Origin of the sequence: Enterococcus larvae (assembly GCF_017830045.1) — a bacterium.
In the GTDB taxonomy this organism is placed as follows: domain Bacteria; phylum Bacillota; class Bacilli; order Lactobacillales; family Enterococcaceae; genus Enterococcus_L; species Enterococcus_L larvae.
Genome location: NZ_JAEDXU010000004.1, coordinates 172,009 through 185,440 on the forward strand (window position 1 = coordinate 172,009; position 13,432 = coordinate 185,440).

At 39.0% G+C, this 13,432-nt stretch carries 12 protein-coding genes; all 12 read right to left on the minus strand.

Going from position 1 to position 13,432, the window contains the following annotated elements:
• Positions 1-167: 167 nt before the first annotated feature.
• Complete coding sequence (locus I6N96_RS09370) at positions 168-1,460, minus strand: hypothetical protein (RefSeq protein WP_209557312.1); 1,293 nt, start codon at positions 1,458-1,460, stop codon at positions 168-170.
• A 706-nt stretch (positions 1,461-2,166) separates the two neighbouring features.
• Positions 2,167-3,180 (minus strand): methyltransferase, encoded by a 1,014-nt coding sequence (locus I6N96_RS09375; RefSeq protein WP_209557313.1) that lies wholly within the window; start codon positions 3,178-3,180, stop codon positions 2,167-2,169.
• A 558-nt stretch (positions 3,181-3,738) separates the two neighbouring features.
• Positions 3,739-4,479, minus strand: coding sequence for a hypothetical protein (locus I6N96_RS09380; RefSeq protein ID WP_209557314.1), 741 nt, complete (start codon positions 4,477-4,479; stop codon positions 3,739-3,741).
• A 12-nt stretch (positions 4,480-4,491) separates the two neighbouring features.
• Positions 4,492-5,490 carry a DUF5067 domain-containing protein gene (locus I6N96_RS09385; protein ID WP_209557315.1) on the minus strand — a complete coding sequence of 333 codons (999 nt, stop codon included), beginning with the start codon at positions 5,488-5,490 and terminating at the stop codon, positions 4,492-4,494.
• On the minus strand, positions 5,480-8,086 hold the full coding sequence (locus I6N96_RS09390) for a YfhO family protein (RefSeq protein WP_209557316.1): 2,607 nt from the start codon (positions 8,084-8,086) through the stop codon (positions 5,480-5,482). Before I6N96_RS09390 ends, I6N96_RS09385 begins: the two co-directional genes overlap by 11 nt.
• A 24-nt stretch (positions 8,087-8,110) precedes the next feature.
• The gene (lepB, locus tag I6N96_RS09395; RefSeq protein ID WP_209557317.1) at positions 8,111-8,722 is read right to left on the minus strand and encodes a signal peptidase I; all 612 of its coding nucleotides are present in this window, start codon (positions 8,720-8,722) and stop codon (positions 8,111-8,113) included.
• Positions 8,723-8,744: 22 nt separating this feature from the next.
• Positions 8,745-9,506 (minus strand): signal peptidase I, encoded by a 762-nt coding sequence (gene lepB, locus I6N96_RS09400; RefSeq protein ID WP_209557318.1) that lies wholly within the window; start codon positions 9,504-9,506, stop codon positions 8,745-8,747.
• Between the two features lie 16 nt (positions 9,507-9,522).
• The gene (locus I6N96_RS09405; protein ID WP_209557319.1) at positions 9,523-10,200 is read right to left on the minus strand and encodes a hypothetical protein; all 678 of its coding nucleotides are present in this window, start codon (positions 10,198-10,200) and stop codon (positions 9,523-9,525) included.
• A 37-nt stretch (positions 10,201-10,237) separates the two neighbouring features.
• Positions 10,238-11,317 carry a WxLIP family cell surface protein gene (locus tag I6N96_RS09410; RefSeq protein ID WP_209557320.1) on the minus strand — a complete coding sequence of 360 codons (1,080 nt, stop codon included), beginning with the start codon at positions 11,315-11,317 and terminating at the stop codon, positions 10,238-10,240.
• Between the two features lie 103 nt (positions 11,318-11,420).
• A complete protein-coding gene (locus tag I6N96_RS09415) occupies positions 11,421-12,191 on the minus strand; it encodes a WxL domain-containing protein (RefSeq protein WP_209557321.1) in 771 nt (256 codons plus the stop codon).
• A 35-nt stretch (positions 12,192-12,226) separates the two neighbouring features.
• Positions 12,227-13,036, minus strand: a complete 810-nt coding sequence (locus I6N96_RS09420) for a WxL domain-containing protein (RefSeq protein ID WP_209557322.1) — start codon at positions 13,034-13,036, stop codon at positions 12,227-12,229.
• Entirely contained in the window at positions 13,037-13,426 is a 390-nt protein-coding gene (locus tag I6N96_RS09425) for an LPXTG cell wall anchor domain-containing protein (RefSeq protein ID WP_209557323.1), read from the minus strand.
• Positions 13,427-13,432 lie beyond the last annotated feature (6 nt).

Consider the following 13,432-nt stretch of genomic DNA (forward strand, 5'->3'; position numbering starts at 1 on the left):
ACTTATAAGAAATAAGATTAACCAATTAGGATAAATTAATCATTAATAAAATTTAATTACGTTTATTATATATATAAATAAACACTTATCAATAATTAAAAATTGATAAAAAAACAAAAAAAGAGATCGGATGAACCGATCTCCTTTAAACTTTCAACAGCTATCTGTTACGCGTCGCCTTCATAATAAAAATCAATTGTTTTATCATCAGTTGCATCGAAATCAGCCGCTTCACTACCAGTAACAAAATCTGCACTAGCACTAAATGGATGTTGCGCTTTTAACTCTTCGATAGATACAGTCGAACCTGGTTCAAATTTGAACTCTTTCGGTTCAGTCATATCGTAAACGCCATCGCCATCAGTATCAATATGATAGTTCACACTGATCGTTACTTCATTAGCAGTTTTCACACCTTCAAAAACAACCTGATGAGAACCGTTGTATGTCAACCATACAGATTCTTCTTTAACATATTTGTTTACGATTGCGTAGAAACCTGTTTTACGAGTACCAGTGATCGTCATGTTGATCGGCGCACCCTCTTTACTATACAATCTTCCATTGTTCAATTCTACTAAACCAGCAGGATCAGATGTCCAAGTATAGTTTTTAGCATTTTTCAAATGCCAGCCAACTTGTGTAATATCTTCTACTTTGATTCCATCTTTCTTATCTACAACAATTGTTGGATTTTGGTACACTTCACGAACCACTCCGCCACATCTCGCACGTAGTGTTGTTGAATTATGCAACGCTGCATAACCGCTGTTAAAGTTACGTGAAATACCAGTGATCACACTGCCTTCATGATCCGCTTTGATCAATTCACCAGTAAAGATACCAGCTAATTCACCTTCAGCAGTCAATTTTGAGCCTGAGCGTACAAAAACATCTTCTCCGGCATATACACCGAATTTCTCTTCTGAGTTCGCATTCAACACAGCACCTGTATACGTCTGCACATCACTCTTCACCCAAACGCCATATTGTTTTCCGTAAGCATTGATCGTTCCGCCATGCTGCTCAATTTGAGAAGAAGTACGTACACCAGCTTCATTCCCTCTAGAATTGATAACCGCTTTACTCTTTGAATCAACGACCAGATCGTCCCCAACATTGATACCGAATTGGCCATCAGCATCTGCGTTCAATTCACCATTTCCGTAAATTTTCAAATGATTCTTCGTATAGATTGAATCAATACTTACTGGAGCAGAGTTATTCAAAGTTAATTTCAATGTTTTCGAGCTGTAAATCATACTATCTTCTGTCAACTCGTAAGTAGCGCTTTTCGTTTTTAACAAGCTTACGCCATTCTCTACAACAATTGTAGAGTCCGCCCCTTTCAAATCAACATTTCCTGTTAGTACTTGTGCTGCCGAAGCATCACTTGCTCCTATAAACATTGCACCGGCAAACCCTAGAGCCAGCATTCCTGCAAGACTTCTTTTTTTCATTACATTCATCCTTTCAAAAACGAGTATTTTGTTTACATTCACAATATTACCATAATAAATAACATAAGTTTTATCACATTTTTGTATATAAAATCAAAACAATGATAAGTCAGTAATTTATTTCTTTCATAAAATAAAATAAAAACCCTTTTAAACCAACGTTACACAAATGAAAGGTAAATAATTGAATAAAATCATTAAATATATAAAAATAACATTTTTGATTAAAAAATAACAAAACGAAACAGAACTTTCCCGAAAAATCAAAAAAAGGATGACGCTGCAGTGCGTTCGGTAAAACTCGTGTCATAAAACAAGTGAACCGCTTCACTCTTTATGTTTAGAGATTGATAAAAGTCAGAGTTAAGCAAAAAAAGTGCTGAAAACAGAGTCAACCTCCATTTTCAACACTGATTTTTCAAAGCTATTATACCTAAAGGCTTATCATACTTTCCTTCAGTTGTCCTCAATTTGCTTATCCAGATAAACTTTCTACAATTAACAAAAGACATGATCTAGCCATTCAACTTTCCAACCAGGGAAATTCATCAACGGTGTAGGTATCTGATTGTCGCTCCCTTAATTCAAACACCTCGACTCGATAGTATCAATGGCATTTCTGTTCAATTTTCACACTATGAACCAGCACATAACTACCAAAATACTTCTTTATGATTCCAGCGTACTAACCACAGCCGCATCCCTGTTAATCTATTTTTTCATTCTTATCATTAGCAAAGCAATAAACCGTTGAAGGTCCACTTAAACTGATCTCATCAACTTTTTTATAACCAGCTTCATCAAATAGTTGAAGCAAATGCGCAGGTGTAAAGGAACTGCCTGTTCCAACTAACGAAAAGAACAAGTCAAAAATAGATTCTAAATTATCAGAAGGATTCGTCAGCATGAATTCATTGACAATGATTTTTCCTGATGGCTTCAAATAATGACTGACCGTTTTTAGCAGTTCAATGTTTTCTTGATCGTTGTACCCATGCATCACATTACTTAGGATAACTAGATCAATTTCCGGTACCTCTTTATTTACATCAAAGATGTCCCCCTGATATAAGGTCATTCGTTTTTGGGATATTAAATCTTCATTTCTATCTTTCGCTATTTGAATAACGCTATCAATATCTATCGCAAAGCCTTCCCAGCTCTCATTCTCCTTTAGCAATGTCGTAGTATAGATTCCAGTTCCACAGCCTAAGTCCAATATTTTCAGATTATCTTCTTCAAGCAATCCATTTTTCAATTGGTCAATTAGGCTTTTAGCGCTGATTTTAGCTAAAGAGTTTAGAAACGGCATCGCGCTTTCCCAAACCTTACTATCTTTGGAAGCAAATACATTAAGGCCACTCTGTCCGCTAACAATCATTTCCGATAAATGACTTGCTAAATCTCTAATCAACTGTTTGTGCAGCAGCCAAATATCCCCATTGTAAAACGGACTTTCTTTTAGTATGTATGGAGAATATTTATCCCCAATTTGATACTCACCTGATACCTCTTTTAAAAAATCTAAATTTTTTAACGTTAGCAAAACTCTTTCAATCGTAGGTAAATGATACCCTTTGCTACTGCTTAATTTTTCCGGAGTATTCAATCCATGCGAAATGTCATCAAATAATCCTAGTTCCAAAGCAGAGAAAACGGTTTCATTTTCGATGGGACGCCATGTTTCTACTAAATAATCGTGGTATACATTATTTTTCATCGTTGATTCCTCCTAACAAATTGTTAATTGATTATATTTTGTGTTCTGAAAATAGTCAAAGGTTATACTTAAAAAAAAATGCGCTTAAAATTTTCTTAATTTCCGAGGAAAATTACATACATAAAGTGATATAAAACGCATAAAACCAAGCGACTTTTCTGTTCTATCTCTTCTTTTCCAATTTAATAAAATGGACACCTATACTATCATCCTAGACTAAAACCAGGTAACCTATCGCACTTTGCTTACTTTTCAACTTTTTATAATTGATGATGATTATTTACTAATAGAAGTAAATAATTTTCTAAACACCACAGAACTCATCATCAAGTAAGCTGCCTGATAAAACAAAAAAATCATAGTAAAAAATCACGTATTATCGAGGCTCTCCCCCTATAAAAAAGTGATTTCCACTATGACTTACCTATGAAATAATTAAACAGATATCAAATATAATTATAAAATATCAGCTTGATTTCGCTATTACTCGCCCAAAGATAAGCGATACTATTATCAATGCTTTATACAATACCACTATTTTCAGTACTAGCGAATGAATCAGCTATAATAATCTTTCAAATAAAGCTGTATCTTAACCGGAATACCCTTTTCTCCATATGCGATACGCAGTCGTTTTCCTAGCACTCCTTTTTCTTTCGCTTTTTCAAAGGTATCATACAACACAATATACTGGTTCTTCAGTTCTTCTTCTGATTTCGCCATTAGAAGTTCTACTTCACCGGCGATGTCCTCTTCTGAGATACCAGCCTGTTCTCCCAGCTTCATGATATATTCCTGAAGGTCTCCGCCATTGTATTTTTCGGTTGCCCCACTGTTGATGACCTCCAGCTTATAAATATCCATGTAGACGGTTCCCTTTTCAGCATTATAAGCATAATCAATTTGACTATTGCTATAGATAGGATATAGTCCCTCTTCGTTCTTCATAACAACAGCTGTGCTGTACGTCGCTTCTCGCTCCTGTGACGAAACTGAATAGAAAGCGGCATCCAGAATCAACCCTTCATCTGCTTCAAGATGCTGAATAGTCAGCGCTTCAATCGCTTCTAAAAAATCGGGAATTTTAAGATTCAGCTTTTCCGTTACCGCTTGTTCCGCTTCTTTTTTACCAACATTTTGTAATTGATACACCGAGAATGGTTTGGCTTGCGTTATAATAGTGATCAGTGATTCATCTGATTCAGAAAGTCCTTTTCTTGCAGCCGTCTCTTTCTCACTGCATCCTGCCAAAGCCAATATTGATCCAGTAATAAGCAACATCTTTTTCCATGTATTCATCTTATCCATCTCCTAATCAAATGTGCTCAGATCAAATCCAATTGGCTCCGGTTGCTCAAATTCAGATTCAAGGAACTCGACATAGACCATTTGTTCCCCATCAGGAAGAAGTGAGTAAAAGGCCAGTCCAACACTACTTTCGCCAGGTTTCAGCGTTTTCTTATTGTCTTCAGCCAACACTTTAAGATTTCCGACCTCGTCGCTATCCGGAAATTCTGCTTGTTTCAAAACAGACTCTCCTTGCTTCACATTGGTTTTCTCATACCATATCAGCGGTTTGATGTCCTTCTCACTATTGTTCAAAATACTAAATCGAACAGCTAGATATTCCTGATCTTCTACAGTCACTTTACGGAATCCAGCAACATTAACCGTCATCTGTTCACTTTCAACTGCAGTTTCCGGAAGCTCTGTTGATTCTTCCGTAACTGCCGCATCAGACTCCTTCGTTTTTGATTCGTTTTTCTGTTTTTTCTCCACCAACGTATCAACAGATTCATCGATTATTTTTACTCGATCCTCATACCTATTATCATCTGCGGAATAAAAGATAAGCTCCAATACCTCTTCATCCGTAATCACATAGTAAGAATGAACCCAGACACTTTCATCCTTATAGCTTCCATTCAACGTATATTTATATATCTGGTTTCCATTCGCTTCATAATCCATCATATAGATATCTTCTAAGTTGGAGTATCCATAGATTTTTTTCAGGTTTTCTCGGGTAGCATTCCCAAAATCAGTCAAGTCCAGCTGTTCCTTAGAAGAAATCTGAATAAACATCTGAGACTTACTCTGTTTATCTTCTGCAGCAAAAACCGTTCGGGTGCCAAATTCCGCTTTATAATCAGCCTCCGTTCTTTTCACCCAAGTACTCGGCAAATTAAATTGATATACATAAGAATTACTGCTGAACTCTTCTTTTTCTTCCGAAAGCTTTGCTCCACATCCTGATAAGACCAGTACGATCACTGCCATCAACCAAATCACTCGTTTTTTATTCATCATATGCCTTCCTTCTTTTAGAATACAGCCATCCACTGTAACCAATAAACATAGCTAGACATCCTGCAAACATGATTGCCCCAAGTTTAAACCCCTGCGGTAAAAAGACAAATTCAATCCTATGACTCCCCTTCGGAATATTCAGCGTAAGAAAGGCCTTATTCAAGTTCGGCATTCCCACTTCTTTTCCGTCCACATACGCCTTCCACCCAGCATCATAAGGAATTGTCGTAAACAGTACCTGATCCTTTTCAAGTTCAACCTCTACCATTGCTCTTCGATCAGATACATCAAGATCGATTCCCTTTTCATTGATTTTTTCAACTGCTTGTTCAAACTTCTGCGTATCGATCAACAGCACATCCGGCTGAAACAGATTGACCAGCCTAGTCCCTGTAAAGCTAACCTTCACCACGACTGCTGTTCCTTCTTCATAATATCCCAGGTTGTAATATTGGCCTGTTGAGGATAAAGGACTTGATCGAGTAACATCATTCACCGTCCACTCAACGGTGCAATCCTCTAAGTAGCTGAAGCTAGAGGGATACATACTAAGATACGCCTGCTGCTTTGCCGGTACGTATACTTCCCAAGTGATCTCCTTCGGTTCAGTCAATCCAGCACCTGTATAGGTCACTTCATTCCCTGATTGGGTCTCTATCACATTCTTCATTTCCACTTTTCTAGGCTCAACAACTTTCGTCATCTCCTCTTCTTCCTCAGATAAGTAGTTAAATAAGCCTACCTGGCTCTTAACGGCATCTGTTTCAAATATCTCATCGTCAGTCAATATCCCCAGAGGTAATGCATATTGATTCTCATATAGGGAATAATCGCCTTCCTCGCCAATCTTTTCATAACCAAATTTCATGATATCGCTTTTCGAAAGGTTATACTTGACCCCTAGTAGAGAATCCATCAATAGCGTATTATTCTCATACTTTATATTTAGGTTGCTCCCTAATGAGCGATAGCCTAAATTGTTCAGGTATGCCGATGAATGCCTGTTTCGAATAGAAGAAAACATAGAAATACCGCTATACCCAAAGCGAAAGCTGTCATTCAAAGTGATACGATCCAAATTCTCCAATCGGTAAAAACCATCATTTTCAGCCTTCGTCTTATCCACAAGCGTTTGTATCGACTCAGAACGCTCATCATAGTCAAATGCCGATTCTGACGGATACCCCCACTCAGCACCAATCCCCTGGATCATTGCATTAGCGTTAAGAGATGCTTCCGATACCATCATTACTAAGAACAACACCGGAACCCATTTCTGAAAAACACCTTGTTTCCCTTTCAGTAGAAGCAACAGAAGAGCGAGAGCCAAAAAGCCGATTGTTAAATATAAAGAAAAATCAGTGATGTAATCGTAGCGTTTCTTGTTGGATAACACTATGGCAGTAATAGCCACAGCTCCGACAGCCAAAACGATATTGACTAGCTGATTGATATCCTCTTTTTCAAAATGCTCAAACCCATATCCTCCTAGCAGAATAATTACAAATGAAAATAAAAAACTAAATCGGAATAAAAACATATTCGGTGCATGCAGACCATGCCACAACAGATTTAGCGGGTCGATATAAACACTCGCAATCAAAAACAGCAGCAGACTTCCATACAGTATTTTATTCCGCCGAGGAATCTTTTTCGTGGAAAAATAATAGATGGCAAACAATAATGGAACCAGTCCAATATAGATAAACGGTGCACTGCCGTATTTACTGGTATCATAGACAGCCACCAGATTCTTTACAATAAAATCCCAGCCACCGGTATCTCTTGTCCAAAAGCTATTCAGCGGATCTAATCCCTCGCCATTGTTCGTTAAATCAAAGATAGTTGGCAAAATCGTCAGCATCGAGGCACCGCCAGCTAATAACGAGGTAATCAAATAACTGAAAATACTTCCTTTATAACGCTCTCTATCCGTTAATAGACGCACCCAGAAATACAGGAATGAAAACAACCCCACCATAAATGCCATGTAAAAATTGGATAAAAACAAAGCAAGATAACTGATAAATAGAAGCGTAGGCTTACGTTTATCCATTACTCGATGGATCCCTAAAATAACCAGCGGCAAATAAACGAATGTATCCAACCACATAATGACCTCAGAATAGGCTACTGCATAGCTCATCAAGGCATACGCGATACTGAAAGACAGCTGATACCAAGGACCCATTTTTTTAAAGGTATTGACCGCAAATACCCAAAAGGATAAACCGATACACGCAAACTTGATCAGCGTGATCACATACAACGCATCCGCCATCGAATGATTATCAAAAAGCAATACCAACGGCGTGAATAAACCATTTAAATAATATGCAGAGAAGGACCAATAATTCAGCCCAAGGGAGCCATACCACGTATAGAAAATACTCTGTTCGCCACGAAGCATACTGTTGAAGCTGGCGTGAAAGTTAGCATATTGGGAATAACCGTCACTCGCTAAAATCATCCTGTCGCTTCCCAGATAAATACCGTTTAATGCATAGACAGTTATCATCACCACTAAGGGAATCAAAAAACTGAGCAGCAGAAACCCCCCTCTATTTTTTAAGAAGCATCCTATCTTATTTTTCATAAAAACCTCACATTCATGTTTGTTCTATTTCACTGATCCAATAGAGTCAAAAGGATAGTACCTGAAGATCACTACTCCATCGATCTGCTCTTTTTTTATAAATCCTAAATGTCGACTATCTGTAGAATTGCCCCGATTGTCTCCTAACACAAAATAGCTATCTCGAGGAATCTCTTTCAACTCTGATAACATCTCCCATACTTCTTTTGTGATCGTTACCTTCAACGTACCATCCGGTAATTCTTTAGCGTATAAATCAGACTTCAGCTCTCCTGATTCAGACAGCTGCTCATTGATATAAAAAGCATTCCCTTCTGTATGGATCTTATCTCCCGGCATACCGACTATCCTTTTGACATAAGAGGTTTTACTTTCCTGATTGGGATAAAACGTGATCAGGTCATAGCGCTCCGGCTGCCTATCTTTATGAATAAATAGCCGATCACCTTCCTCAAACGTCGGAGCCATCGAAATTCCATCAACTTGATACGTACGAACTGTTCGTATAAAAAAGATGAGTCCCACTCCTATAAAAAGAAAGAAAAAAGCAGAAAGAATTGTTTTTTTCTGCTTTTTCGACGCTATTCTTTCAGGTTTAGTCAATTTAAATTTTTTTCGATCTGGTATTTTATTCATTTCACTTTTTCCTCTGATTTTCTCAAAATCCAGCTAGCGTATGAAATGGAAAGAAGCGGAATTCTACAACACCGATAATAGCTTTCTTATCAACAAAACCAAAATATCGACTATCTGTCGCATACTGACGATTATCACCTAAAACAAAATAGTTATTTTCCGGCACACTATTTTCACCCGTCAATTGGGTCAAGGTAAAATCTTCCGTTGCCTTCATACCACCTTGTCGAGCAAGGGATACAGCATTTTCCAAATATCGTTCCAGCTTCTCTTCTTCATTCACATAGAGCTGATCATCCTTATAATAAAGCCGATCTCCCGGAACACCAATCACACGCCGAACCAACACGTCGCCCTTGCTATCCTTAAACGCAATTAAATCAAAGGAAGAAGGCGACTTCATTCGATTGATGAACAAGCGGTCACCATCATTCAACTGCTCCGTCATGGAATACCCCTCCAGCTTGATTGTTGTAAATGTCACCTTGGACAAAACAAATACAACCAAAAGGAAAATGAACACCGTGATTCCGATTTCTATAAGAATGATTTTAGGGGATTGTTTTTTCCTTCGCACACCTTGTTTTCCGGGTTTCTTTTTTCTTTTACGCTTTACAGGAGTCATTCGGTGCTTTTTAATCGGTGCTTTTTTGGTGTTCTCAGATCGTTTACGTCCTCTTGCAACAGTCTTCTTCGTCTTCGAAGATGCATTCTTTTTTTTCTTTATTCCCTCAACGGGCTTTCTTTTCTTTTTTACAGTCTTTTTCTCATGGGGCTGTGTCATCTTCTACACCCCACTTCTATTTTTTCTGCAGCAAGGCTTGCTCATTGACTTCAAATTCCTCGATGATTTTCTGCTGCTGCTCCTTCACACTTTGGATATCACTCATATAAATCTCTATGTTTTCTGTGTCTTGAAGGCTTTGAACCGTTTGCGCATTCAAGTTGATAGCCAAATCAAGATTTTTCTTAAAATACTTATTCAGCAGCAAGCGATAGTCAGCAGACATACCGCCATACGGCGTTTCTGAAGCTGCCGAAGCCAGCTGTGATGAAAGCTCCTGTAGATTTTTTACTGTTTTCTCCGGACTCGCTCCACCCTTCAAATTCTCAAACTGCTGCTGGGCTTCATCCAACAAATAGTAGCATTTGGAAATCGCCGCAGCATTCGGAGAGCTTAAATTCGTCAGCTGATAATGTCTGGCATAAAAACCGCTTCCACCTAGTAATAGTCCTAGTAAAAAGACGACTATCGCCGTTCGATAATGACTCTTCCTCTGTTTATTCAACGTATGACATGCACGTTTCCAGCGCTTTCTCTTGTTCTTCATTTTCGGACGTCTGCGGGTCATTTGTTTCAACTGGCTACCTGATTTAAGTCCCAAAACAACAGACAAAACAGTAAATAACAGTAGGAGAACGCCGAAAGATAATAACCCTACAAAAGTCATATCCAGCATACTCATATTCAAATTCATTTCATTTCCTCCTGTTTTGACTTTTCAAAACAATCGATTATTTTTTCTTTGAGGGTCTATTTTTTCTCTTGTTCTTCTTGCTGTTTTCTCTTACTTTTTTCACAGCAAAGAAAATCGAAACTAACAATAAGAAGGCGATTCCGGCAAGCAACGCAATCAGCTTCCAGTCGATCCCTTTTTCCTGAACTAAAGAAACATCCTGTCCATTGAACTTATCCGCATCTTCATCCGTTATCGTAAATTCTCGGGTCCATTCCCATCTTCGATTCCCAGAGGTTACAATAATATGAGCTTTATAATCACCCGGAACCATCCGCTCTCCATTCATCGTGACAGGAAAGTCAATCAGAGAATTGGGCGCCATACGCATCCCCGCACTTTTCGTATCATAAAGCACTTCCTCAGAATCCTTTGGTGATATCTGCACATCAACAGTCATATCATTCAAGTATTCAGCTTCTATATTGGAAAAATTGATATACACCGCATTCCGATAATTAGACAGACCTGGATAAACATCATTTAATTCCAACTCAGGTAAAACGGGCGTTTCACTTTCTCGTAAAATCATGCCGACTAGATACGCAAATTCGTTGACGACACCACCTTGTGCCCCATCTCTCTTAATCACCTGCTTCAGCTTGATACCACCAGCAATCAATCCATCATAGTGAGTTTCAGGCATAGCGATCGTCACATCCAGCATTGTCTTAGATTTTGGGGCCAGCGTTACTCGCTCCTGCGCTTTGACCAAATCAGTGAACTTGAACTTCAACGACTTATCATCTTGTATATCTGAAGGGCCATATTCAATGACACCATTCCGATTTGTTTTCGCCCCATTGAGGGATACCTCGATTTGCATTTCATGATCCGAGGCGTTTTCCAGCTCGATTTGAAGCGTCTGCTGCTGTCCCGGCGTCATCATCAAGTCAAAATAACTGACTTCCGGATCATACTGATTTTCCGGCAGGATCACCCGATAGTTAAACTCTCCATAGGCATCTGCGCCGTTTTCAGTAGTTGCTTCTTCTGCATATGTAGGGATACCAGCCATAAAAAATAGAACTATGTACAGAAGAAAAAAGGGAATGATTTTCTTTTCTTTATTTACCATTATTCTTACCTCTTTCAGTTAAAACAGAAAGAACTCTACCGATTTGTATAAAACCGGTAGATTCTTCTGCTTCACATAAATTAAAATTTAATTCAATTACGGATTAGTTTACTGTTTCCATTGTCCACTCAACTACTGCTTGGTAAGCAGAAGTATAAGCCAACTCATCGCTAGGAAGGTGGAATTTTACAGATGTATCAGCTGTTGTATCGTCACCGAAACAAAGCTCATAAACACCAATACCTTTTGTTGCTTCAACGTTTGTGTAAGCAAGTTGCTTCTCAAGTCCGTCAGCGATCGTAATGTTTGTTTCAAACTGTGGTGTTGTCGGATAATGAGCAGGGTTATCAACTGAAGCCAAGTTCAAGTTGTTGTAAGTGATTGTCGCCCCGTTCAATGTGTGTGTGCCGCCATCAACAGTTCCTGTAAATGGTGAAATCATTTGAACGCTTAATTTGTATTTGTGATCCAATGTTTGACGATCGTCACGGAATTTAACAAAGTTTGGTGAAGACCACTCGTCTGCTGCATTCGCATTTCCTGTGAATGGTGCAGCGAAGTAATCTTCTGTTACTGTACCGTTCATGATTTCATGCTGACCAAAGTTCAATGGTGTTACAAAGATAATACCGAAGTCCCCTGGATTTGTTGGTTGTACATCAGTAGGATCGATATCTGTTGCTTTAGATCCAGTGCTGTCTGTTGGTTTAGTGATTTGTGTCACATCTGTTTCACGAGAAGAGTCACGAGTAAACTCGATATACGCATTCCCTTGATGAGCATGCTCCAATGCATTTGTTGTATTTGGAACAGCTAATGCTACTCCTGCTGCAGCAACTAAAGCTGCACCACATAGTTTGTGTGATAATTTCATTTGTGTTTCCTCCTAAAATATTGTGTGTGTTTTATTTATGGCAACTCGGCTAATATCCAAGTTAACACCGTTGAGTAATTGACCGGGTCTTTTTCTGTCTTTCCCGGTATAGACAGACGAATCGCACTATTTTCTTGTACCTGCTGATTATTAAAGACAGCATCCAAAACCGGCTCTCCTTCTTTGTCAGCTTTTGGAGTCAGCGTAGAAATCAATTCTGCCGGATTTTCAGCAGAAGCACCAAAACTGATACTCCATGTACCTGTGCCTCCGCCCGATTCAGCAGTTGCTAGATTGTACGTTTCGCCTACATGCTCCAACCGGATGATCTCTTTTGAAACCAACGGAGAAGCAACAGTATCCTTATTGACAGAATTTGTCCAAGATTTATCAAACGACAAAACTGCACCATTCAGAACACTGTTTTTTGTATCAAAATTACTAAATTGACTTTCCTGACGCAGCTGCAAGGTCCATCCTTTTGCAGCTTTTCGATAATCCGACACCTGCACAAAGTTTCCCCTGGCTGTCGTCTGACCATCTAAAAACAACTGCGCATTGACAGGAAGAGAAACATCCTTATCCGAGATTGCATTGACATGAAAATTCAATTGCGGGACAAAATCGATCCGCAGCGGACCGCTTGTACTTGGACTTTCTCCCGGATCAACTGAAACATCCGGATTTTCCGGATCTCGAATATCATCTATTTCTGTATCTGTGTTGGAAAATTCAACTGTTGCCCTATTCTTTGCAGAATTAGATTCAGCTTGCACCTGTTCTGTTCCACATAAGCCAAACAAGGCAATAAAAAGGACAGCGGGGATCAAATGTCTATTCTTCATTCATCGATTCCCCTTTCCCTGCGTCTCTTTTTCCTTCTTTTTCTTCCAAAACAGGAATACCGCAGCAATAACGAGCAAGGCTGCACCGCTGATCGTCAAGCTGTTCTTGACTAGCTCACCGGTAGAAGGATAGCTGCCTGTCGGCTTGGTTGTACCGCCAGTTGGAGGCAGTGTTGATTGAGACGTACTCTCTGAAGAGCTGCTGCCATCGGAAGAAGAACTGTCAGAAGAGCTGCTGCCACTTGAGCCTTCTTCGTAAAAACCAACGACTCCATTTGTTTGAACCGCTCCACCATTAGTGGTTGCTTCACTTGTTACAGGAATGACAAAACAAAGAGCAAACCCCAGAATGAAGGAAGCAATCAAAGAAACAATTTGCATTTTTTTCATGTATCT

Coding starts and splice junctions, on each gene's coding strand:
- I6N96_RS09370 (WP_209557312.1), bottom strand. CDS start 1,460: ATGAAAAAAAGAAGTCTTGCAGGAATGCTGGCTCTAGGGTTTGCCGGT.
- I6N96_RS09375 (WP_209557313.1), bottom strand. CDS start 3,180: ATGAAAAATAATGTATACCACGATTATTTAGTAGAAACATGGCGTCCC.
- I6N96_RS09380 (WP_209557314.1), bottom strand. CDS start 4,479: ATGAATACATGGAAAAAGATGTTGCTTATTACTGGATCAATATTGGCT.
- I6N96_RS09385 (WP_209557315.1), bottom strand. CDS start 5,490: ATGATGAATAAAAAACGAGTGATTTGGTTGATGGCAGTGATCGTACTG.
- I6N96_RS09390 (WP_209557316.1), bottom strand. CDS start 8,086: ATGAAAAATAAGATAGGATGCTTCTTAAAAAATAGAGGGGGGTTTCTG.
- lepB (WP_209557317.1), bottom strand. CDS start 8,722: ATGAATAAAATACCAGATCGAAAAAAATTTAAATTGACTAAACCTGAA.
- lepB (WP_209557318.1), bottom strand. CDS start 9,506: ATGACACAGCCCCATGAGAAAAAGACTGTAAAAAAGAAAAGAAAGCCC.
- I6N96_RS09405 (WP_209557319.1), bottom strand. CDS start 10,200: ATGAATTTGAATATGAGTATGCTGGATATGACTTTTGTAGGGTTATTA.
- I6N96_RS09410 (WP_209557320.1), bottom strand. CDS start 11,317: ATGGTAAATAAAGAAAAGAAAATCATTCCCTTTTTTCTTCTGTACATA.
- I6N96_RS09415 (WP_209557321.1), bottom strand. CDS start 12,191: ATGAAATTATCACACAAACTATGTGGTGCAGCTTTAGTTGCTGCAGCA.
- I6N96_RS09420 (WP_209557322.1), bottom strand. CDS start 13,036: ATGAAGAATAGACATTTGATCCCCGCTGTCCTTTTTATTGCCTTGTTT.
- I6N96_RS09425 (WP_209557323.1), bottom strand. CDS start 13,426: ATGAAAAAAATGCAAATTGTTTCTTTGATTGCTTCCTTCATTCTGGGG.